Source organism: Arcticibacter pallidicorallinus (assembly GCF_003002875.1).
In the GTDB taxonomy this organism is placed as follows: domain Bacteria; phylum Bacteroidota; class Bacteroidia; order Sphingobacteriales; family Sphingobacteriaceae; genus Arcticibacter; species Arcticibacter pallidicorallinus.
In genome coordinates this window covers 379614-403016 of sequence record NZ_PVTH01000002.1, presented here as the reverse complement: position 1 = coordinate 403016, position 23403 = coordinate 379614, and the positions used below count along the sequence as shown (strand labels likewise).

General features: G+C 44.0%; 20 protein-coding genes and 2 tRNA genes. 6 read left to right on the top strand and 16 right to left on the bottom strand.

Annotation, left to right across the window (positions count from 1 at the left end; all coding sequences use genetic code 11):
• Positions 1 to 347 precede the first annotated feature (347 nt).
• Entirely contained in the window at positions 348 to 1415 is a 1068-nt protein-coding gene (locus B0I27_RS04525; protein WP_106291865.1) for a substrate-binding domain-containing protein, read from the top strand.
• A gap of 68 nt (positions 1416 to 1483) precedes the next feature.
• Here B0I27_RS04525 and B0I27_RS04520 read toward each other — a convergent pair whose 3' ends face one another.
• Positions 1484 to 4420, bottom strand: a complete 2937-nt coding sequence (locus B0I27_RS04520; RefSeq protein WP_106291863.1) for a TonB-dependent receptor — start codon at positions 4418 to 4420, stop codon at positions 1484 to 1486.
• Positions 4421 to 4769: 349 nt separating this feature from the next.
• On the opposite strand from B0I27_RS04520, the gene B0I27_RS04515 reads away from it, so the two are divergent.
• Positions 4770 to 7217 (top strand): TonB-dependent receptor, encoded by a 2448-nt coding sequence (locus B0I27_RS04515; RefSeq protein ID WP_106291861.1) that lies wholly within the window; start codon positions 4770 to 4772, stop codon positions 7215 to 7217.
• A 64-nt stretch (positions 7218 to 7281) separates the two neighbouring features.
• On the opposite strand, the gene B0I27_RS04510 is transcribed toward B0I27_RS04515, so the two are convergent.
• Positions 7282 to 7355, bottom strand: a tRNA-Asn gene (locus B0I27_RS04510).
• Between the two features lie 286 nt (positions 7356 to 7641).
• Positions 7642 to 7715, bottom strand: a tRNA-Asn gene (locus B0I27_RS04505).
• A gap of 128 nt (positions 7716 to 7843) precedes the next feature.
• On the opposite strand from B0I27_RS04505, the gene B0I27_RS04500 reads away from it, so the two are divergent.
• A complete protein-coding gene (locus B0I27_RS04500) occupies positions 7844 to 8764 on the top strand; it encodes a PfkB family carbohydrate kinase (RefSeq protein WP_106291859.1) in 921 nt (306 codons plus the stop codon).
• A gap of 28 nt (positions 8765 to 8792) precedes the next feature.
• Here B0I27_RS04500 and B0I27_RS04495 read toward each other — a convergent pair whose 3' ends face one another.
• Genes B0I27_RS04495 through B0I27_RS04480 form a run of 4 tightly spaced genes read right to left on the bottom strand, consistent with a single transcriptional unit; the run spans position 8793 to position 11060 of the window.
• Positions 8793 to 9035, bottom strand: coding sequence for a cytochrome b5 domain-containing protein (locus B0I27_RS04495; protein ID WP_106292114.1), 243 nt, complete (start codon positions 9033 to 9035; stop codon positions 8793 to 8795).
• Positions 9035 to 9718, bottom strand: a complete 684-nt coding sequence (locus tag B0I27_RS04490) for a lycopene cyclase domain-containing protein (RefSeq protein WP_106291857.1) — start codon at positions 9716 to 9718, stop codon at positions 9035 to 9037. Before B0I27_RS04490 ends, B0I27_RS04495 begins: the two co-directional genes overlap by 1 nt.
• Complete coding sequence (locus B0I27_RS04485; protein WP_106291855.1) at positions 9715 to 10227, bottom strand: hypothetical protein; 513 nt, start codon at positions 10225 to 10227, stop codon at positions 9715 to 9717. The genes B0I27_RS04490 and B0I27_RS04485 overlap by 4 nt, the downstream gene beginning before the upstream one ends.
• On the bottom strand, positions 10224 to 11060 hold the full coding sequence (locus B0I27_RS04480) for a phytoene/squalene synthase family protein (RefSeq protein ID WP_219904983.1): 837 nt from the start codon (positions 11058 to 11060) through the stop codon (positions 10224 to 10226). Before B0I27_RS04480 ends, B0I27_RS04485 begins: the two co-directional genes overlap by 4 nt.
• A gap of 73 nt (positions 11061 to 11133) precedes the next feature.
• Between B0I27_RS04480 and B0I27_RS04475 the strand changes: the two genes are divergently transcribed.
• Both B0I27_RS04475 and B0I27_RS04470 read left to right on the top strand, forming a co-directional pair.
• Positions 11134 to 12612 (top strand): phytoene desaturase family protein, encoded by a 1479-nt coding sequence (locus tag B0I27_RS04475; RefSeq protein WP_106291851.1) that lies wholly within the window; start codon positions 11134 to 11136, stop codon positions 12610 to 12612.
• Positions 12613 to 12737: 125 nt separating this feature from the next.
• Positions 12738 to 13982, top strand: a complete 1245-nt coding sequence (locus tag B0I27_RS04470) for an ABC transporter permease (RefSeq protein WP_106291849.1) — start codon at positions 12738 to 12740, stop codon at positions 13980 to 13982.
• Between the two features lie 90 nt (positions 13983 to 14072).
• Here B0I27_RS04470 and galE read toward each other — a convergent pair whose 3' ends face one another.
• Together galE and B0I27_RS04460 are read right to left on the bottom strand one after the other, a co-directional pair.
• Complete coding sequence (galE, locus tag B0I27_RS04465) at positions 14073 to 15101, bottom strand: UDP-glucose 4-epimerase GalE (protein WP_106291847.1); 1029 nt, start codon at positions 15099 to 15101, stop codon at positions 14073 to 14075.
• Positions 15102 to 15103: 2 nt separating this feature from the next.
• Positions 15104 to 16093 carry a UDP-glucuronic acid decarboxylase family protein gene (locus B0I27_RS04460; RefSeq protein ID WP_106291845.1) on the bottom strand — a complete coding sequence of 330 codons (990 nt, stop codon included), beginning with the start codon at positions 16091 to 16093 and terminating at the stop codon, positions 15104 to 15106.
• Positions 16094 to 16376: 283 nt separating this feature from the next.
• Here B0I27_RS04460 and B0I27_RS04455 point away from each other — a divergent pair, with 283 nt between their 5' ends.
• The gene (locus B0I27_RS04455; RefSeq protein WP_106291843.1) at positions 16377 to 17627 is read left to right on the top strand and encodes a 3-deoxy-D-manno-octulosonic acid transferase; all 1251 of its coding nucleotides are present in this window, start codon (positions 16377 to 16379) and stop codon (positions 17625 to 17627) included.
• An 11-nt stretch (positions 17628 to 17638) separates the two neighbouring features.
• Here the strand turns inward: B0I27_RS04455 and hemH are convergent, their stop codons facing one another.
• From hemH to B0I27_RS04420, 7 genes are all read right to left on the bottom strand, one after another.
• On the bottom strand, positions 17639 to 18658 hold the full coding sequence (hemH, locus tag B0I27_RS04450) for a ferrochelatase (RefSeq protein WP_106291841.1): 1020 nt from the start codon (positions 18656 to 18658) through the stop codon (positions 17639 to 17641).
• A gap of 33 nt (positions 18659 to 18691) precedes the next feature.
• On the bottom strand, positions 18692 to 19360 hold the full coding sequence (locus B0I27_RS04445) for a fatty acid desaturase (RefSeq protein WP_106291839.1): 669 nt from the start codon (positions 19358 to 19360) through the stop codon (positions 18692 to 18694).
• Positions 19361 to 19372: 12 nt separating this feature from the next.
• Complete coding sequence (locus B0I27_RS04440; protein WP_106291837.1) at positions 19373 to 20221, bottom strand: 4-hydroxy-3-methylbut-2-enyl diphosphate reductase; 849 nt, start codon at positions 20219 to 20221, stop codon at positions 19373 to 19375.
• Between the two features lie 71 nt (positions 20222 to 20292).
• Positions 20293 to 20925: a carotenoid biosynthesis protein gene (locus tag B0I27_RS04435; RefSeq protein WP_245925431.1), complete on the bottom strand. Its 633-nt coding sequence runs from the start codon at positions 20923 to 20925 to the stop codon at positions 20293 to 20295.
• The gene (locus B0I27_RS04430; protein ID WP_245925430.1) at positions 20922 to 21899 is read right to left on the bottom strand and encodes a glycosyltransferase family 2 protein; all 978 of its coding nucleotides are present in this window, start codon (positions 21897 to 21899) and stop codon (positions 20922 to 20924) included. The genes B0I27_RS04435 and B0I27_RS04430 overlap by 4 nt, the downstream gene beginning before the upstream one ends.
• A 117-nt stretch (positions 21900 to 22016) precedes the next feature.
• Complete coding sequence (locus tag B0I27_RS04425; protein ID WP_106291835.1) at positions 22017 to 22628, bottom strand: 1-acyl-sn-glycerol-3-phosphate acyltransferase; 612 nt, start codon at positions 22626 to 22628, stop codon at positions 22017 to 22019.
• A 52-nt stretch (positions 22629 to 22680) separates the two neighbouring features.
• Entirely contained in the window at positions 22681 to 23400 is a 720-nt protein-coding gene (locus B0I27_RS04420; protein ID WP_106291833.1) for an RluA family pseudouridine synthase, read from the bottom strand.
• Positions 23401 to 23403 lie beyond the last annotated feature (3 nt).

Genomic DNA, 23403 nt, shown 5'->3' with positions numbered 1-23403 from the left:
CCCGTTGGAAGCAAATTCGTACGGCTTGTGTTAACGTACACATAATGATCAAATGTAGGATTATGCCTTAATTTTTCCAAAAAAACTTTCATCTATTTTAAAAATATACTTCGGATCCAGAGAGGATCGTCCTTCTGGCTGCTGTAAAGCCTTAATCCAAAAACTAAATCTATTGAATGCTGGAGACAGCCGTATTCTAAAATTCTGCCATTATCACTGAATAACAATATGTTATAAATATTTAATTAAAACTTTGGCTCTTCATTCTAGGATCACTTAACAACAAAATTTTAAGTGTGTTATCGAACACACTATTTTTATTTATATTTGAATACTGAATAAGCAGCATGGATTCTAAAAAGGACATACGAATAGTAGATATAGCCAGAATGGCCGGGGTTTCCATTGGCACGGTAGACCGGGTAATACATAAACGGGGCCGCGTTTCTGAAGAAAGCCTGAAGAAAGTAAACGCTGTGTTAAGCATGGTGAACTACAGTCCGAATATCTTCGCCAGATCTCTTGTATCGAAAAAGAATTATAAAGTTGTGGCTCTGATTCCTCAGCACTCGACAGATGATTATTGGATGTATATCTCGGAGGGGCTCGAAAGAGCATCAGAAGAAGCTAAGTCATCTGGTATTGCATTTGAACGGTTATACTTCAATCAATATGATCGGGCGAGTTTCGAGAAATCGATCGAAAGGCTTCTCACCCTCGATGTCGACGGCGTGATTATCGCTAATTTTTTCAGTAGTGAGGTTGTTCGAATATCGAAAGCGCTTGATGTCCGTAATATTCCCTATGTGTATATCGACGCCAATATCGAGGATCAGAATCCCCTCGCCTACTTCGGCACGCATTCTTACGATAGTGGCGCAGTAGCCGCCCGTATTATCAGCGGAAGGATTGGGCAAAAGGAAGATATTCTTATTGCGAAGATGTTCCACAATAGCAAAGAGCTCTCTAATCAGGTATTAAGCCGTCAGAAGGGATTCCTGGATTATATAGAGCGATCGGCTTTTGCCGGAAAGATTTATTATGCTGATCTGAAAATCGATGCGCACATTAGAAACTTTGAAGCACTTGATAAGATTTTTGATGAGCAAACAGGTCATTCTATACGAGCCGCTATTACTTTCAACTCGACCTGCCACGTTCTGGCGAATTACCTCAAAGTGAGGGACAGGAAACTAACCTATTTGGTGGGTTATGATTTGATCGAGAAGAACAAAGTATTACTGAAAGAAGGATATATCGATTTGCTGATCGGACAGCGTCCGGAATTGCAGGGGTACAGGGCATTGAAGGTAATCACTGACAAGCTGCTGCTAAACCTGCAGTCAGAGAAGATCAATTATATGCCTATTGATCTGTTGATCAAGGAGAATATAGACTATTATCAGAATCTGTAAAATCAAGGAGGGTCCGGATGATAGACCCTCCTGTCTTATAAACAGATAACCTACTAATTTATTTAATCTTATTTTTGCAGGAGCCCGTCTAAGGTAATGGCCACATAATATAATCCACCAAGGGTCGGGCCACCGGCATATTGCACATAATTATTATTAAAGATGTTGGTGCCGCCGACTTTAAACGTGGCTTTATGTCGCGGTATTTTATAGGTAGCCTGAGCATCAAATGTCCCGAAAGAAGGAACTGTACCGTTTACAAGCGGACTCTCCCATAAAAATTCCTGCTGCCAGCGGTAAACAATATTGAAACCGATATTTTTTACAATTTCGCGGTTTCCGAAAGACACGTTGGTTGACCATTTCGGAGTATTGAAGCCGGTAACAAACACATCGGGCTGTGTATTCTCCGAAATATTATTGTAGTTGGCATTACCTGATATGGTGTATTTCTGGTAGAAGTTATAGGTTAGTCCCAATGCAGCACCGTAATTATTATACTTATTCTTAGCATTGGTGTACACCCTGTAGCGCGTTTGCTGTGCGTCTCTGTTCGCTCTGAGCATCGCGAAAATTGCGTCATCACTTCCGACAGGTGCCTGTTCAACGAAATTAGCACCAGGGGTTAGCGATCTCTTATATGGCACGGAAACTTCTACCTGCCCCAGGAAACCGTCGTATTGATTGATGTATGCGTCTACATCAACAACCAACTTATTCTCCAGCAGTACGCTTTTGTATCCCACTTCAAAAGAGTTGATACGTTCGGGACGAGTGGGCGACAAGGAGGTTGCTGCCAGTAGTGCTTTATTTTTAAGCGCAGCGTCATTTGCAGACAATCCCGCAGCCACATCTGCATTTACAGCCGCATTGAAGACGTCACTTGATGCAAGAGTATAAGAGTTATCCAGATAATTGAGTCCCTCGTTGATATAAGAAAGACCACCTACACGTCGGATATTGCCGTTATTAACAAAGGAAATCGCTTCAAAAAGAGCAGGGAAACGGTATCCGTTCTGAAGTGATGCTCTGAAGTTGTGCTTCTCGGCCAGGGTGTATACAGCCGCAACTCTCGGGTTGAACTTCGCGTCAAACTCAGGATTGTAGTCAAGCCTCAAGGATCCGAAGAGCTTCAGTTTCTCTTCAAACAACGTTTTCGTTATCTGGGCAAAACCGCCAAACTTCTTGTAGTAAACGTTGTCGCCGAAGCTTCCGTCCGAAAGCGGATTATTCCTTTCTGCGAGAGGGCGGGTAAAGTCCACGAAGTTATTACCGTCGGGTACGACTTCGTAAATGCGGAGATCACCACCTACCAGCAAGTCAAAAACTTTAACCTTTTCGGACAGATCCCACTGTGCGTCAGTATGATAGGTGCGGCTCTTCTGGTTGAGCCAGGCACCGCCCGTTGCGGGGGCATCACCGCCTACGACTTCCTGGTGATCCCAGTTATTAATGCCGACGATGGTATTTTTCAAGTCGTTAAACTGGGCAGTTCCCGGTTCTGCGCGGCCGGCATCGGCAGCAGCACGTCCTAGCTTTAGAGCCTCGGCCAAGGACGTTCCTGCATTCAGTGCGTTCTGGAGCGCGGTCTTATATTTAGCTTGCCAAACGGAGTTCTTACCTCCGCTGGTGATATCGAGATTATCTACCAGTGGCTTGATGTTATAAGAGTCGCCGGTATTTTCGATAGATATGTATGACTTAACGAAGTAGCTAGAGCCTTTGAGTTCCAGTTTGTGGTTCTGGACGGTTACATTATCCATCTGGATCTTGTTTCCTCTCTGGAAAAGTCCGTCAAGCTTACCGAAACGATAACCGTAAGATAGCTCTGCGTTATCCGACAAACGGTAGTGTAGGGCAGCATCGAATTTGAGGTTATCCACAATTGGATTAACTACGTCTTTCTCCCAGTATCCCGTACGGCGTACTACAATACTCTGAGCCCCCGTTTGTCCGGGAATAGTAAGTCCGCTGATCGTTACCGCATTACTCCCATTATCGTCACCGTACTTATTCCAGGCATCATAAGCCGGATTATCAGCATCGGCATTCAGCTCCGAAAAGCGCGGATTGGCGGTATTGAGCGTATTAGGGTTTTGGTTGGTGCGGGTATCCGACAGCCAGTCCTTTCCCCTCATATAACTTACATTTACTTTAAAAGCGAATTTATTGTTGAAAGCCTGTGCGTACCGCAACGCGCTTTCAGTAAGAATACCGGCATCGCGACCTGTACCACCCACGTGATTGACTCCGTTGCGCGTGTAAAGGCTCAAGCCCTGGTATAGGAAAGGACTCTTGGTGATGAGGTTGGCCATACCGTTGATGGCACTCATACCGTAAAGAGCTGAGGCGGCACCGGGGGTGATCTCCACACTGGCGATGTCCAGCTCGGTTGGTCCGATAGCATTACCCAGTGGAACGCCAAGCGTACCAGCCTGCATATCGACGCCGTCTACCAGCTGTACGAAACGAAAGTTATTTGGGATGTTAAATCCTCTGGTGTTGGGAACTTTGAACGTTAAGCTCGAGGTGGTCATCTGAACACCTTTTACATTTTCCAATGCGTCGTAGAATCCGGGAGCCGGACTCTCTCTTATAGCACGTATGTCGAGCTTTTCAATAGCCACAGGAGATTTAAGTATGCTCTCTTCCACTCTTGAAGCGGTGACCACCACCTCTTTACCCAAAACGGTTTGGGTGAGGAGCTCGATGTTCAGCTTTGATTCCGGGCTTGTTATTTCAAATTCCTGAGTTTCAAAGCCAATACTCGAAAACACCAGGGTAAAAGGATATTTTGCGCGAGTTCGAAGGCTAAAATCGCCTTTCGAGTCTGTCAAGGTACCGGTTACCGTACCTTTAAGGAGTACGCTGACACCCTGAAGAGGAGTTTTTGTTTCTTGCTGTACGATAGTACCGCTTACGATGATAAAATTATTCCCTTGCGCAAAGATTGCGGCTGAGAAGATCGATAATAATAAGAATAAGGCAATATGGATAAGTTTCATTTGTTACGTCGTCGTTGAATAGGAATTTAGTTTTATAGCGGATCAATTTTCAGGACGACGACAACATGTTTTACTATTGCGCCAGAGTAGCGCGGGGAACCGAGATAGTAGATAAATACTCATAGTCTATAGTTTTGATAGACAAATATAGAAATAAATCAGAGCTGTCAAGCGTTGAGTAAAAATAATTGTAACAAACCTGTTCTTCAACGACTGGATGAGACTGAATTTTACGAAGGTCTCTACTCAGCGGCCCATCAGAAGAAAGCCATTTTTTCCGTTATCAACTCTCCATACGAAACATAATGTGGTGAATATTGGTAGTTTTACTATTTATCCGAACTAACGCATGAGAGCAAGCTTCCAAACCGGAACCATTTTCTTTATATTCTTTTCACTTATCAGCGTGCAGGTTCTCGGACAGAGAACAGGTTTAGTAACTGGCGCCATTGTTGACAGATATACTAATGAATCGATCCTGGGGGCGACAGTGACGGTGAAGGGTACCGGTGTTAGCACCGCGACGGACAGCACCGGAAGGTTCAGAATCAGTGTTCCTGTTGGAACTTACACCCTGAGTGCCGGATATGTAGGATACTTGGGTGAAGAAAAATTTAATGTGGTAGTATCAAGCGGGAATGCTCAGATTGTCAACTTCCGGCTTGAGCCCGCTGTAAATAGTTTAAACGAAGTGCAAGTGACCTTTAACAAAGGACAATCTGCGATTGCAACCGACATGGTTACCCCTCTCTCCGTTCAGCAACTCACAACTGAGGAAATCAAAAGCAATCCCGGAGGAAACTTTGATGTCTCTAAAGTTGTGCAGACGCTTCCCGGAGTCGGGATCAGCAATGGTGTAGGAGAGCGGAACGATATTATTGTACGCGGTGGCGCACCAAACGAAAACGTCTATTACCTGGATGGAATAGAGATTCCTGTCCTGAATCATTTTCAAACGCAGGGAAGTTCAGGTGGAGCCCAGGGAATTTTAAATGTTTCTTTTATTGAGAGTCTGAAGCTGTCTTCTTCCGCTTTTGACGCGCGTTATGACAACCCACTTGCCTCAACCTTCGTGATCACCCAGAGAGACGGAAACGCTGAGCGCCTATCAGGAAACGCCAGGATAAGCTTTACGGAATCGGTATTAACCCTAGAGGGACCGTTATCGGAAAAAACCACGTTCCTTGCATCAGCCAGGAAGTCTTACCTGAGCTTGTTGTTTAAGCTGATCGACCTTCCGATACGTCCGGATTTTGAAGACTTTCAGTACAAGGTAACGCATAAATTTAACGCAAAGACGACACTGACAGCAATCGGGTTAGGTGCAATGGATCATTTCAACTTTGCTCCGACAAGAGAATCGACACCCGAAAACACGTATATCCTCCGATCAACCCCCTATATCAACCAATGGAATTATACCATTGGTTTCAACTTAAACCATAAGATCAGAAACGGCTATATGAACGTGTCGCTTAGCCGCAACATGTTCGAAAATAATCTGGACAAGTTTGAGGATGAGCAAAAAATTGAGTCTACAAGAACCCTCCTGGTTGAATCGCAGGAAATGGAAAACAAACTGCGGTTTGATATTAACAAATTCGTTAACGGATGGAAGCTTTCGGGCGGTCTGATGACGCAGTATGTAGGATATAACGGAGACATTTTTAACAAACTGTCGAACACGGTAAGTGACGAACAGGGTAACATCATTTCGCCCGGACGGGTGCTGATCTTTGATAATGCGATTAATTTCTGGAAATACGGGCTTTTCGCACAAGCGTCGAAGAATATATTTAATGATAAACTTTTAGTCTCGGGGGGTATACGCACGGATATGAATACGTTTACCGATAACGGTACCAATCCACTCAAGACACTATCGCCAAGACTTTCGTTTGCCTATCATCTTGATTCGCGCTGGGACATCAACGCTTCAGTGGGTACATACTTCAAGATCCCCCCTTATACCGCTCTCGGATATGCGAATAACAGTGGTGTAAATGCAAACAAGGACCTTGATTACATACAGTCTACCCATTATGTTTTAGGGACCCAGTTCCTGCCAAAGAACTCTTTGCGATTTACCTTCGAAACATTTTTTAAGAGATACAACGATTACCCCGTTTCAGAAGCGACAGGAATATCACTAGCTAATCAAGGTTCTGAATACACATCTGTTGGAAGTGAAAAGCTGTTGAGTATTGGCAAGGGAGAGACATATGGATTCGAAGTCTACGCGCAGCAGAAGCTGGAGAACAAGATTTTTTATGTCGCCAGTTACACTTATGTACGAAGTAAATTTTCTGGTCTGAATAGGAGACTGCTGCCATCTTCATGGGACAACGAACATCTTTTCTCTGCTACCCTGGGTTACAAGTTCAAGAATAACTGGGATTTGGGTCTTAAATACCGCTTTGCAGGCGGATCTCCTTATACACCATTCGACATGCTTCGCTCTCAATTGAATTATCTGGCTATTGGCACCGGAACATTTGATTATAGCCGCCTTAATTCGGAAAGACTCCGTTCGTTTAGTCAAACGGATCTTCGTGTAGATAAACGAGTAAACTTGAAAAAAACGTCGTTAAACTTCTACATCGACATTCAAAACATCCTTAAAACGCAGAATGCTTCTTTCCCGAAGTACACATTTAAGCGAAGTGATGATAACAGCAGTTTTGTTACCAGTGACGGAGCGCCGCTGCAGCCGAACGGAAGTAATGGAATTCCGGTCATTCTGAATGATTCATCAGGGAACCTCATCCCCTCTTTAGGGATAAACTATGAATTTTAGCACGCAGGGAAGTGGATCGGGTGGAAATAAAAAAGCCTTCCGGTTTGATACCGGAAGGCTTTTGCTCCTGAGGCTGGGCTCGAACCAGCGACCCTCTGATTAACAGTCAGATGCTCTAACCGGCTGAGCTACTCAGGAGTACTAAACCCGGTTAATGTTTGCTCCACTTTCTAAGAAAGCTTCGCTGTGTTTGGGATTGCAATATTCGGGATTTAAATCTGATTTTAAAAGTGTGTTTGCATAAAAACCGTGCTTTAAACTGCTAAAGCTTCATAATAAGGACATTAATTTTCTCAGAAGGGAAGTAAGGAAAGAGCACTTTGGGATCTTGAGATGTTGTGGGGCTGCGATTAACGAAAACCAGAAAGTCAGGATTGTGTTAAAAAAGAAAAGGGTAAGCAAATTTACCTTGCTTACCCTTTTGCTCCTGAGGCTGGGCTCGAACCAGCGACCCTCTGATTAACAGTCAGATGCTCTAACCGGCTGAGCTACTCAGGAGTATTAAACGCGGTTATTTGTGCTTTGCTGCCTATAATAGCGGACAGCACTGCTGTGTTTTGGGACTGCAATATTCGGGATTTAAATTTATTTATGCAAATTTGCCTAAAGTTTTTTAAAAATAATTTATGAGCTTAGTTATTATAGGAACGGTGGCCTTCGATGCCATCGAAACCCCTTTTGGAAAGACAGACAAAATCGTCGGAGGAGCAGCAACATACGCTAGTCTCGCCGCATCATATTTTTATGATAAAGTAAAGATTGTTGGGGTGGTTGGTGACGACTTTCACAAAGAAGATATTGACACTTTTTCCACTCATGGGATTGACGTAGAGGGCTTGCAGGTGAAGGAAGGCGAAAAATCTTTCTTCTGGGCTGGAAAGTATCATAACGACATGAACAGTCGCGATACACTTGCTACAGAGCTGAACGTACTGGCCGACTTCGACCCTATCATTCCGGAATCATACCAAACTTGTGAGTACCTTCTATTGGGTAACCTTACCCCTCAAATACAAAAGGCCACTATTGAAAGGCTACGGAACCGTCCGAAGCTGATCGTTCTTGACACGATGAACTTCTGGATGGATGTGGCGCTGGAAGACTTAAAGGAAACACTAAAGCTGGTCGATGTGCTGACTATTAACGATGCGGAGGCTCGCCAGCTATCGGGAGAGTACTCGCTGGTAAAAGCTGCCAGAAAGATCATCGCGATGGGACCGCGATACCTGATTATTAAGAAAGGCGAGCATGGCGCACTTCTGTTTGATTCAGAGCGGGTATTTTCTGCTCCAGCCCTCCCTTTAGCTGAGGTTTTTGATCCAACAGGTGCGGGGGATACTTTCGCGGGCGGATTTATAGGCTATCTGGCTAAAGTTGGCACTATTAACTTCAACAATATGAAAAACGCGGTCATCTACGGATCGGCTTTGGCGTCTTTCTGTGTGGAAAAATTCGGAACAGAAAGGATTAAAGATCTTACTCAGCAAGAGGTTGAGAGCCGCATAAAGGAGTTTGTTACGCTCAGCAGCTTTGTTATAGAACCATAATATTTGAAGTGATAGTCCCCTGGTGGGACTATCGCTTAATCTTCCCCACCTTTTCGAACCGAGCGAATACGCTCTTTGAATGAGGGGCATCTTCCAGCTCATCGCTTAAATCCTGCCCTGCCCAGTGCTCATAATGCTTACCATCTCGCCAAAGCCGACTCTCCGTGACGTCGTAGATGACGCCATCTACTGCAACCCAGATCTGCGGCTTGTCTTGCCCATTTCGGAGGGCTAATTGAGCGATCGTATATTGCGGCAGTTCGCTATTCATCATACGCGTTTACCCCTTCTGCGGAAGTATTCGAATAGCAGGATATTAATGAGCAGCATCGAAAGGGAGTAAAAATGATCTTCAAAGGGCACTGTTGATATCCTGACACCCATGTTCTGAGCATCATTATACATTACGATCGGCAATGAGGTCAATATTCCGTTCACGATATAGAACGGGAACATGGACACCAAAAATGCGAGGTAAAAACGACCCATATTGTCCGGTTTCCTCAGATACACATAGACGCAGTTCGCCAGAAGCAAACCAAACGTAATCAGGGTATAGACGCGGTCGTGGTAAAACACAAGAAGAATGACCGAAAGCGCTGTCAATCCGTGCGTGATCGGCAGACTGGCTTTCGCCAAAACATCTTTCCTGACATAAAAGTTCAGGCATTCATAGATAAATATACAAGAGAAAGGTACCGTGACGAAGAACAGGATTTCTTCAATGGGTAGATTGAGAAAATAGATCCCTGTTACATACCGGCTATTGAAAGACCATACATCATATAAAGTGAAGATATAATCCCAAAGCAGAAAGCACAAACCGCTGATTACCTGCGCAGGAAAGATGTATTTCCAGTTCTTATAAAAATGCACATTTTTATCAAAGGACAACAGAACCGGAAATATTACCGTGAGGAAATTGATTAACAGGTAAGTATATTTTTCGTTCATTTCATAAATTGGTTTAAGATATCCAGCTCTTCCCCCTTTGCTCTGCCGCTTTTGATAACAAAGGTGACCATGTCTTTTAGAACAGCCTTAGGGAGCGATCCGAACTGGCGCTTTTGAACCAGGCTGACAATCTTTTTCCGATCTTCATCAAGATGCTTGCTCATGCCTAGAAATCCAGGCAGATAGTGTTCAATACTGAACCTTAGAAATCGGATTTCAAGATTCTCGGGAACTTTCTTCGAAGCGGTAGAGAGCACCTCCATACCACTTTTAAGATATGTGAGCTTCTGGTAAGGATTCCAGGCATGCTTCCCCATTAGTGTTTGGGCGGAACCATAATAGGCTAGATGAACCGGACTGATTCCCTGCTCAAGCTTCATACGCTCAAAGAATTTGCCTGCAACTTCCTTATTCTCAACAGCCTGATAGAACTGCACCCGGACTTTATCGAGCTCTGTTGAAGAGACCGACAGGGGAAACAGCAGAAACAATAAAAAAAACTTGATCATAAACCTATTATCTTCTCTTTAAACAGAGCCTGTCCGAGCAACCATATTTTCCTCTTGTCGGACACCCGGATTCGCTCGGCTGCCAGAGTACCGGCCGACTTTGATTTTATCTTATAGAAAAGCTCCAGATAGTAAAGATAGGCAACATAGACACCTGCACGAGATTTCCGGGGCAGCTTACGTATTCCGGCAAGGCCTTCATCAAAGTCTATCCGAATGTCTTCCTCGATAAGCTTTTTGTCGGCCTCACTGAACCTTAGAAAGTCAACATCCGGAAAGTACACCCTTCCCCGCTCCTCATAATCGGCTTGTATATCCCTGAGGAAATTAATCTTCTGGAATGCAGAACCCAGTCGTCTGGCCGAGGGCAAAAGCGTTGCATACAGACCTTCCTGACCGTGGCAGAAAACCTTCAGACACATAAGTCCTACTACTTCGGCTGAACCATAAATGTATTCTTTGAACAGCTCGTCGGTATAAGCAACTTTTTGCAGATCCATCTCCATGGAGTGCAGAAAGGCTTGAATGAGTTGCTTGTCTATCTGATATTGGTTTACGACCAGCTGAAACGACTGCAGCACCGGATTGATGCTGACCCCCCTTTCAATAGCCTGATAGGTATCCAGGCCAAACTGGCGGATCATTTCCACTTTATCGTATTCATGAAAGGTATCCACTATCTCATCTGCGTACCTGACGAATCCGTAGATGGCGTAAATTGGGTTACGGAGATCTTTGTGAAAGGTGCGAATACCAAGACTAAAAGAGGTACTGTAGGTTTTTGTGATGAGCTTACTGCACTCAAAACACGAGTAATTATACAAATCCATCATAAAATGTAGTGCCTCATTTACCAATAATACGAAATTTTGCTTTAAAAGTTTTTGAGGTTACATTTACCGTTATATGAATACATCTTCAGTAGCTATTATTGGTTCCGGCTTTGCGGGCCTGTCAGCAGCGTCTATTCTCGCTAAAGCGGGGTATGATGTAACTGTTTATGAGAAAAATGACCAGGCTGGTGGCAGAGCAAGAGTATGGTCGAAAGATGGTTTCCGCTTCGACATGGGGCCAAGCTGGTACTGGATGCCTGATGTATTTGAGAACTTCTTCCACTTATTCGGCAAGAAAAGTTCAGACTTTTATGAGCTGAAAAGGCTTGACCCCTCGTATCGTGTTTACTGGGGGGCGAATGACTTTACCGACGTTCCCGCCCATATGTCAAAGCTGAAGCAACTGTTTGAAGAGCTTGAGCCTGGTGCTTCTGAGGGCTTGGATAACTTTCTTAAGCAGGCCGAATACAAGTACCAAACAGGCATGGGTGATTTTGTATTTCGACCATCTCACTCCATAACAGAGTATATCGATCTTAAGCTCATCAGTGCAAGCTTCCGCCTGCAGCTCTTTACGAGTCTGCGGAACCATGCCAGATCGTATTTCAAGCACCCCAAAATCATCGAGATCCTCGAATTTCCGGTGCTATTTCTGGGAGGGACTGCCGCGACCACTCCGGCACTCTACAGCCTTATGAATTATGCAGATCTGGCACTCGGAACATGGTATCCGATGGGCGGAATGAATGAAATTGTGAAGGCTATGGTTTCGATTGCCCATGAACAGGGGGTGAAGTTCCGCCTGAACACGGAGGTTAGGAAGATTAGGGTATCGAATGGAATAGCCAGTGGACTGGAAACAGATTCTGGTTTTATCCCTGCTGATCTAATCATCTCCAACGCTGACTATCATCATACCGATCAGGTTTTGCTTGAAAGCCAATATCGCGGTTATAGCTCTGCCTACTGGAACACTCGAACACTCTCCCCCTCTTCGTTATTGTTTTACATCGGAATCAATAAGAAACTGAAAGACATTCCACATCACAGTCTTTTCTTTGACGAGGATTTCAATAAACACTCCGATGAGATCTATAACAGACCTCAATGGCCTGAAAAACCCCTCTTTTACGTATGCTGTGCATCGAAAACAGATCCCTCGGTTGCTCCTGAAGGCGGAGAGAACCTGTTCTTCCTGATTCCGGTAGCTCCCGGACTGGAAGACACAGAGGAAATCAGAGAGCGCTATTTTAAACTTCTTGTCGACAGGTTTGAAACGGTGACCGGCGAAACAATCAAAGACGCGGTCGTTGTGAAGAGAAGCTATGCTATAAAGGACTTCGTCGAGGACTATCATTCTTTTAAAGGCAATGCCTACGGACTGGCAAACACGCTCTTGCAGACGGCTTTTCTTAAGCCGAAGCTACGCTCCAGAAAGGTTAAGAACTTGTTTTACGCCGGCCAGCTAACTATCCCCGGACCGGGCGTCCCTCCAGCCATTATATCGGGGCAAGTAGCTGCAGAGGAAGCAATGAAGGTTTTGCGATTATAGGAATAATCTATTTAGCGCAATTTCAACAACCAAACAACCAAACTGTATCCCAGTAAAAAAGAATCGTTAGAATGTAACAAAGAAGTATACCTGCCGATCTAAACCATGGTTAACCATTGTCTCTCATGCCAATAAGTAATAATTATAAAGAGAACGTTAGAGTTGCGCTTCAGTCTGTAAAAAGCAACAAGTTGCGGACACTGCTGACTGCAGCCATAATTGCCATTGGACTGATGGCTTTGGTTGGCATTCTTACGTCTATAGACGCCATTAAGAGCTCATTAAACAGCACTTTCTCAAGGATGGGAGCCAACTCCTTCACCATAAGGAACCGAGGCGGTGGTATCCGGTTTGGAGGTCCCGGCGAACAGCCTAAGAGACATCCCTCCATCACGTTCAGGGAAGCCGTTGCTTTTAAAGAGCGGTTTGATTATCCTGCAATAGTGTCGGTAAACACGTTTGCGTCTCAGGGAGCCACAGCAAAATACGCAAGTGAAAAAACGAATCCCAACATCAATATACTCGGCGGTGACCGCGAATACATTACTACCGGAGGATATTCACTGTCGGACGGAAGGAACTTCTCCAAATCGGAAGTTGACTATGGTGCCAATGTCGTCATCATTGGAGAAGAGATTAAGACGCGGTTGTTCGCTAACCTGAATCCTATCGACAAGTTTATCCTTTTGGGGAACAACAAATACAAGATTATCGGCATATTCGAGAAGAAAGGATCAGGCGCAAGCTTTGGAGGGGATAAAATTTGCGTAGTGCCTCTGCTCAAAGCACGGCAAATCTCTACGAGTGCACGACCTAGTTATACCATCACCGTAATGAGTCTTGACTCCAGGCAAACTGAATCGACTATTGGGGAGGCGACGGCGCTTTTTAGAAACATACGGGGACTAAGCGCAGGAAAGGACGACAACTTTGAGATCACGAAGAGTGATGCTATCGTACAAACGCTTCTCCAAAACATCAAATGGGTAACAATAGGAGCTATAGTAATCGCCTTTGTGACTCTTGTCGGAGCCTCGATAGGGCTGATGAATATCATGCTCGTCTCTGTGACCGAGCGGACCAGAGAGATCGGCATACGCAAAGCGATTGGCGCAAATCCTACGTTGATCAGGCAGCAATTCCTCTATGAAGCAATCGTTATCTGTCTGATTGGTGGTGTAGCAGGCATTGTCCTGGGAATACTGATCGGAAATGTGGTGGCAATGGCTCTTGAAGCAAGCTTCATCATCCCCTGGCTCTGGATGGCTGTGGGAGTGGTTCTTTGTATTGTTGTGGGGATTATTTCGGGTATATACCCAGCTTCCAAGGCTTCCAGGCTCGACCCTGTTGAAGCGTTAAGGTATGAATAAAAAAAGGGGCCGCCCGCGGCAGCCCCTTTCTGGCATTTAATATATTCTGGCAGGCTGCTATTTTAAAAGAATTTAGCCGGGCCTCCGGAATTATTGAATTGGATTTTCTTTAATGTAGTTCTCCCAGGCCCATGCGGACCTCATCATTTCTTCCAGATTCAGTTCAGCTGACCAGTTCAGCTCGCTCTCTGCCTTGCTAACATCGCCCCAAACCTTCTCGATATCGCCTTCACGTCTTGGACCTATTTGGTAATTAAGCTTTACGCCGGTACTCTTCTCGAAAGCATCGATAACCTGAAGCACAGAACTTCCTTTGCCCGTGCCAACATTATAAACTTCATAGTCTGCACCCATTCTCTTCTCTTCCTGTCTTTTCAGTGCGGCAATATGCGCCTTGGCAAGGTCTACGACATGGATATAGTCTCTGATGCAGCTGCCATCTTCAGTATCGTAGTCATCGCCGTATACGGTTATCGGACCACGCTTTCCTATGGCACTCTGGGTTATGAAAGGAACAAGGTTTTGAGGAACGCCTATCGGAAGTTCTCCAATAAGGGCAGTTTCATGAGCACCAACGGGGTTGAAATACCGAAGGGAGATCATGTGATAATTGGTATTAACTTTAGCAATATCTAAAAGGATCTCCTCAGCTATCTGCTTGGTATTTCCATAAGGAGATTCGGCTTTTTTCACTGGCGCATCTTCTGTAACAGGGAGAATATCAGGCTGCCCGTACACAGTACAAGATGAAGAAAAAACGAAGTTTACTTCTCTTCCTTCGAAAGCTTTCAACAAGTTGATAAGTGACGAAAAGTTATTCCTGTAATACTTCAAAGGTTGAGCTACCGATTCGCCAACAGCTTTATGAGCAGCGAAATGAATAACCCCCGTGATATCCTGGTTTGCTGATATGAACTCGATGACTTTCTTCTCTTCGCAGAGATCCAGATTATGAAACTCCGGTTTTATACCCGTGATTTGGGTAATCTGATCGAGAATACCAATGCTTGAGTTGTCTAGATTATCAACTATTACCACTTCATAACCGGCTTCCTGAAGCGTGACCACAGTATGGGAACCGATATATCCGGTTCCCCCTGTTACTAATATTTTACCCATGGCTATTTATTATAATTAGCAAAGTCTTTATGTTCAATTTTTTCTATAATATCCTTTGGAAGAGATTTGAAGTATTCATATGTAATCTTCAGACCTTCTGCACGGGACACCTTGGGCTCCCAACCGAGGATTTCCCTAGCTTTAGTGATATCCGGACGACGTTGCTTCGGATCATCTGTAGGCAGAGGTCTCGTTACGAGCTTCTGATCGGTTCCGGTCAGCTTAATGATCTCCTCTCCAAACTCCAGAATGGTGATTTCGTCGGGATTCCCGATATTAACAGGGTAAGGGTAATCGGAAAACAAAAGGCGGTAAATTCCTTCAATCAGATCGTCGACGTAGCAAAACGAGCGCGTCTGAGATCCATCTCCGAATACGGTGAGATCCTCACCTCTAATCGCCTGACCAATGAATGCCGGCAGTACACGACCATCATTCAGCCGCATACGCGGTCCATATGTATTGAAAATCCGAACAATTCTTGTTTCTACCCCATGGAAGGTATGGTATGCCATCGTTATAGCCTCCTGGAAGCGCTTTGCCTCATCGTAGACGCCACGCGGACCCACAGGATTTACGTTGCCCCAGTACTCTTCCGGTTGTGGGTTACAATTCGGATCACCATAGACTTCCGACGTAGAAGCGATAAGCATCCGCGCATGCTTCGCACGCGCTAAACCGAGAAGATTATGAGTCCCCAAAGAACCAACTTTCAGTGTCTGGATGGGGATCTTCAGGTAATCAATAGGGCTGGCGGGTGATGCAAAATGCAGGATATAGTCAAGCTCTCCCGGCACATGGACGAAAGTAGATACATCATGATTGTAGAACTCAAAGTTCTCCAGCTTAAACAGGTGTTCAATATTCCGAAGATCTCCGGTGATCAGGTTATCCATAGCGATGACATGAAAGTCCTCACTAATAAACCTGTCGCATAAATGTGACCCAAGGAAGCCGGCAGCTCCCGTAATTAAAATTCTTTTTCTTGCCATTATGACTGTACTGATTATCTGTATTCTTTATGCGGCAATGTCCGCGGTTTATCTATTTGGGTCCTGAGCTTTAGGCCTTCCAAATTTAGCTTTTAACTCAGGCACTTCGCTATTTTTTAAACGCACCTTAAAAACAATTCATGCGTGTGAGAATAGATCTGCTCAAGTTTTGGTACACATTCAATGTGAATCAGCAAGTCTAACTACAGCAATTTCCATGTAATGAACAAATTAATTTATTATTTAACAGTATTTTCGATCCATATTAATCATAGAAATATAAATGTTATTTATCTATAATCTTGGGATTCAATTCTATTGGATAATAATTACAATATCCCAGGCATTCAATATAAAAGCTAAAACCTGGCTTAAAGGTAGAAAAAACCTGTTCCAAAAAATAAAACAGGATGTAAATTCTGAAAAGGAACACATCTGGTTTCACTTTGCGTCTTTAGGTGAGTTTGAGCAGGGCCGGCCCGTAATTGAAAAAATAAAGAGTGACTATCCGGATTATCCTGTTGTGATCACCTTTTTCTCACCCTCAGGGTATGAACTCAGAAAGAACTATTCCCTTGCTGATCATGTATTCTACCTCCCACTAGACACAAAACGAAATGCGAGGCAGTTTGTGGAGATCATCAATCCTAAGCTGGCCATTTTTACGAAATACGAATATTGGTACCACTTTTTTACTGAACTCGACCGACGCAATATACCCCTGATCGTCATATCAGCCATTTTCAGGAAGGAACAGCTATTTTTTAAATGGTATGGAAGTTTGCACCGTTCTATGCTTAGAAAAGTAAGCAGGCTATTTGTGCAGGATGCTGCGAGCATTTCAATGCTCGAAAATATTGGCATTATGCACGCAACTATTGGTGGAGATACTCGCTTTGACCGCGTTGCCGCAAATGCTGAGCAGCCGAAAGATTTTCAGTTGGTACGGAGTTTTTGCGATTCGGCAAATATATTTGTTGGCGGAAGCACATGGCCCGACGACGAAAACCTGATTTCGAAAGTTATTGCCCAATTTGAGAACTGGAAGTTTATCATTGCTCCACATGAAATAAAACCTGACAAACTAAAAGCATTTGAAAGCCTTCTTCCCGACAAAAGCTATGTGAGATATTCTGATTTAAAGAACGACGGATTATCTTCAGCTAACAAAATGCTTAGGGTTTTAATAATCGACAATATCGGCATGCTCTCCTCACTATACCAGTATGGTCAGATCGCTTATATTGGAGGTGGTTTCGGAGTAGGTATTCACAATACACTTGAAGCTGCTGCATTCGGACTTCCGGTAATATTCGGACCCAATTACAAGCGCTTCCTGGAAGCAAAAATGCTTATATCCGAAAAGGCAGCCTTCAGCATTAAAAATGAGGAAGAACTGCTGGAAGTAATGACGAAGCTTCAAGACAGCGAATTTCGTAAGGGAAGGGGCAGCGCAGCTAAACGGCTGGTTTCAGAAAATACAGGTGCTACCGAAGCTATCTTTACCTATCTCAACGAGCGCGTGTTCAATTAATTTGATGGGTTTTAAACCGTCTGCGTCGCCAGCTTTTCAAGAACTCCGATCCAAACAGGATGAGTATTCAAACTCTCGACAAGCTGAACTTTCTCTCCACCAAGCTCCTTAAATTCAAGGTCATATTCTTCTGCAATCTCGTAGATGGTTTCCAGACAGTCTGCTACAAACGCCGGACTGAAGACCAATAGACGCTTGGTCCCATTTTTGGCAAGATTATGAACAACTTCACTAGTGTAAGGTTGCGCCCAAGGCTCCTTGCCTAACCGCGACTGGAAAGTCACCGTGTACTTATCTCTGGGGATGTTTAGACTCTCAGCTATAAGGCGTGCAGTATCATGACACTGTGCTGAGTAACAAAATTTATTTGTATCGGTAAGAACTGAACAGCAATCGGAAGACTGCAAACAGTGTTTTTTGGAGTCATCACCTTTAATCAGCTGGCGTTGTGGTAAACCGTGAAAACTGAAAAGGTAATGATCATATGTTTCCAGATCATGTTTCCTGCCATTTTCAGCAAAAACACTGATCATATCCGGATCGTTATGAAAGGAATTAATAAATGAGATATCAGGAATCGCCTGCCACTTACTTACGATCTCCATCACTTTTTGGTGAACGGAGCCCGTGGTTGCTGAGGCATACTGAGGAAACAATGCGATTACCCGAATATTTTTTACCCCGCCTTCTTTAAGCTTATTAAGAGCCGACTCAATAGAAGGGTTTTGATAGCGCATGCCGAGCTCCACCTGATAACCGCCACCAAGTCGGTTCTGCAGTTCGTCTCGCATGATTTCACTGTAATACATCAGTGGCGATCCTTTATCTGTCCATATCTTTTGATACGTCTTAGCTGATTTAGGTCCCCTGAATGGCACGATTATTCCTTTAACTAACAGTGTCCGTCCAAGCTGACTGATATCAATCACCCGTTCATCCATCAGAAATTCGTCCAGATACCGTCTCACATCCTTAACAGAGGGACTGTCCGGCGTCCCGAGGTTTACTAATAAAACACCTTGCTTGCTCATAAATTGATTGCAAATATAGCCGATTTAGCTTAGCTATTTCATTCGCCAGAGCTTCCACCAGGGAGTCCCCGGAAACTCATGATGCTCATAATGATATCCAAAGAAATAGCATGAAAAGAATCCAACAAGATGATTTTTCTTCAGACTTCGTGAGTGATGAACATTCTGATGCTCTCCGTGGTGGGGAAGCCATGTACCAAAAAAGAAGAGCTGAAGGGTGCTGAGCAAAGCAGGAACGACCCAAAACAGCAGAATATTGCCTTCTGAAAACCAAAGGGTTAACACGTTAAACAATACTGCCATCAGCACTAACTGAAGGACAGACATATACTCCTTCATAAAGTGAAAATACCAGACTATAAAAGGACCTTCATGATAATCCGGATCAAGATCTGAGTGTACATGCCGATGATGTTGATGGTGTTTGACCATCAGCTTTTTGAAAGAAAAAGCGGCATACAGGGCCGTGCAAACTTGCCCTATTATGAGATTAAATTTACTTGAGGAAGACACAGTACCGTGCATAGCATCATGCGCCGTAATAAAAAGACCTGTATATAGATGCGTCTGCACCAGAATCATAATATACACGAGGGGGTTGTTCCACTGGAAATCCCAACGAAGCAGCCAGACAAGACTGAATGCCCAGCAAGAGATGACAACTAAAGCAACCAGTATACCGATATTAGATGCCTTTCTCATGGAAATTGACAATTAGAAATTTTCGAGCACAGCTTTGACCTTTTCCATTAGCCACATCGGCGTAGAGGTAGCACCACAGATTCCGACCCGGTCATTCGGACTAAAAAGGTTAATATCAAGCTCATCTGCCTGAGATATAAAATAGGTATTGGGGTTGTATTTCTTACAAACTTCGTAGAGAACTTTGCCGTTTGACGATTTTCTACCAGAAACGAAAACGATCTTGTCAAAGTTCGTAACAAAGCTTTCGAGATCCTCATTCCTGTTAGAGACCTGCCGGCATATAGTATCGTTGGCCTTTACCTCGTAACCCCGTTGAATCAGTTCATCTTTAATTTGATAAAACTTCTCAGTGCTTTTTGTCGTCTGGCTATAGAGTGTAAACTTCGAGGGAAGATCGACATGATCAAGTTCGCTAAGGTCCTGAAAAACCAGGGCCTCATTATTGGTCTGGCCCTGAAGACCGATGACTTCCGCATGCCCGTGCTTACCAAAAATAAGGATAGGTTCTTCGTCTTCATGAGACACTTTAATTCTATTCTGAAGCTTGAGAACGACAGGACATGAAGCATCTATCAGGGTAATGTTGTTTTTTAAGGCAATTCGATAAGTTTCAGGGGCCTCTCCATGTGCCCGTATGAGCACTTTCTCACCATGAAGATCCGGAAGCTCGTCGTGGCTGATAATCCTTAAGCCACGTGCTTTTAAGCGCTCAACCTCTTCATCATTATGCACTATATCTCCAAGGCAGTACAGATATCCGTCCTCCTCCAATATTTCCTCCGCCATATCAATGGCGTAAACCACTCCAAAGCAGAACCCCGAATTTCCGTCTATTGTCACCTGTAGATTGTAGCTCATAATAACTTAACGCAAAAATAGCAAAATGTTTCCGTTTGAAACTGCATAATTATCAGCTCCTAAACAGACAGCTATACATTCAAATAAAGAATAAGGAAGAACAAAAACTGTACGACGAACAAAACCGCAGCAGAACTACTGATTTTGGGGAAATAAGATTTATAAAATACCAACAGCAACAGCGCAGAAAAAATGAACCATACGACATAGTTCTGCACGGGTACTACCCCACCTGCCCAGTCCCAATAGTCAAATTTCATAGCGACAGGCTCAATAAAAAAATCCAGTAAGGTAACAGATGATGCACCCAAAAGAATAAATGCGTAGACATTCTCCACCTTCAGTTCTGACAAGGCCATCCCAACAGAATAGATAACCAGGAACCAGTTTACTCCTATCATAAGCGGCGTATTGAAAATCTTATAACCAAGAGTTTCTCCATAAAAATAGCTCCCAAAGACCATTCCGGTTTGTGTACCCACCATTTCAATCAGGAAGCCAGCCACATAAGCTACGCCAAGGAACAACCAGAATGACTGATTTCTGACGTGCTGATTGGCTATCAGCAAACCGGTCATCAGCAAGAGGTGAAACGGCACGAGCTGCTTAAATAAGGGCACCGCAGGTGGATACAAAAAGCCAAGCAGCCCAACACTGTAGAAAAGCACAATAAGCGAAGAACAAGTTTTATATCTTATGATCATGATTTTATAGCACGCCCTTTCCACGTGGTCTTTTGAGTTAAATGTCTGACTATTGAAACAACTGAAATTAAAGCTAAAGTGACCATTTGAACGGGATGCAAAATAAGATTCCAAATAACGTTTTGTCCGCTCATCAGAGATATCATCACTCTGCTTAAAAGAATCAGGGTCAGTGCAAACATCATCAAAGGAATGCTCAGGTAATAGGCTATAAATAACGGCCCGATCATTACCAGCAGTAAGTAGCAGATCAAGCCGGCAACGTTCATATTGAAGCCCGCTAGTATGTTCTTACTAAAGCCGTTTACAGCTTCATCAAACCCACTGTACATACGACACTTGATAAACCCGTTTGCCAGCAATGTCTCCATCGGCAATTGGTACGTTTTTATCAGCTTTGCGATCTCCATATCGTCGAGCACCTTATCTCTTATCTGCGCATGCCAGTGATAGATCTGATACATTGGTCCATCGAACATCATAAACTGACCACTCGCAGCGGAAAACGAGGGATTTCGCGACAATCTCACCAGCCTCAACGGCAACAGGTTAAGAAGAACAAAATGCATCAGAGGAACAACCACCCTTTCGCCTATGGTTTGCATAATTTGAGTGGCGAACAGGCTTAACAAGACCAGCTTGCCCCGTTTAACCCTATACACAGCACTATCAAACAATCCTTCCTCTACCCTCGTATCAGCGTCGATAAAAACGAAATAACGGCCTTTCGCTATCTGTCCCAGCTGGTGACAAGCGAAGTTCTTGCCAAGCCATCCATCTGGCAACTCCTTTCCGCTTATCACCTGTATCCGTTTATCTTGATTGGCGTATGAATTGCAAACTTGGAGAGTCTCGTCTGTGGACTGATCATCGAGGATCAGGATCTCCAGGTTTTGATACGACTGTCCCATCACAGATTCAAGCAATGCCCCAATTCTACCTGCCTCGTTTCGCGCGGGAATTAAAACGGACACCAGATCAGTATACGTCCGGGGTGAACCAGGAAGCTTAGGATTAGAAATGAAGTTAAAAAGACTAATCGCAAACCTCAGTATGAGAAAAAAGAAAACTACATAAAAGACAAGCATTTATTATATAATTCTTTGGCACTGTTGCTGCCGTGAATGTTCATAGTGTTTATTATAGGCACTCTTAATTAACTGTAAACTCGCAAACTCAGCACCCTCCCAGCTTCGCAGATAGGTTACAACAGCAGGCTTACGTGTTTCAAAATAGTCAACGAAGGAAGCAGAGAAAACGTACTGAAAATGCTTAGCTGAGGAGTTAATGAGGTTTATTAGCCCTTTTTCAAAGGCGATCTCTTTGATATGATTAGAATGCAATTTACCCTGTGGAAAGATAAGCACCAGGTTCCGCGAATCATCCAGCAGACGGCCGGCATGTTCCAGCGACCACATCATCTTCTTAGGCTGCCGGCTAACTGGAAATGCCCCCAGATACCTTAGAAACCAAACCTTATTGTAGTTTTCTTCGGTAACCATCACATGAAATTCCTTTTTGAAATGAAGGCGGTTGATCCAAAAGATCATAAAACCATCCCACCAGGAAAAATGATTGGCCAGCAACAGTATGGATCGCTGCTCATCAAAAGGTATCTTATTGAAAGAAAATTTAGAAAAGTCCTTTCTTAAAATAAACCCGATATACCAGGTAAAAAAAGATTTTACTGCCGACTTGTACATCCAATCAAGTTAGAGGCGTAATATAGTGGTTTCGCAGGCTTTATCCTAACAATCAGATCAGGTGTTCGAACTTTTCCCAGAAGCCATCGTGAGGCAAAGGGGCAACAATATCAACCGGTTCGTTTTTTACCGGATGCACAAACTGCAGCCGTCGCGCATGAAGAGCAATCGTCTTCTTCAGACTGCCACGGGGATATCCATATTTATTATCGCCAACGATAGGACAATCTAATGTCGACAACTGTACTCTGATCTGATGAGGCCTCCCCGTAATTGGGTCTACCTCGATTAGATAATATCCACCAAGTTCGGCAATGAGCTTATAGTTAAGTTCAGAACGCAGACTTCCCGGTACTTCCTGATCATGCGCCTTGGTTACATTCTTCTGGGGATTCTTTACCAGCCAGTGCACAAGATTACCTGATTCAGGAACTGGCCGGTTTCTCACCACCGCCAGATAGGTTTTATGCATCTGCCTGGACTTGAAAAGTTTGTTGACCCGATCTAGCGACTTACTTGTACGGGCAAATAGGATTACCCCACTTACCGGCCGGTCCAGCCTGTGTACTACGCCTAAAAATGCGCCATTCGGCTTATTGTATTTTTTGGCAATATATTTTTTAACTTTCTCATCCAAAGATTCATCGCCGGTATCATCAACCTGGACGATATCCCCGCCACGCTTATTAACTGCGATAAGATGGTTATCTTCAAATAAGACATCTTTCTCTGTTACATCGAAGCTTATATATTCCCTGTCTATCTTAGCCATTAG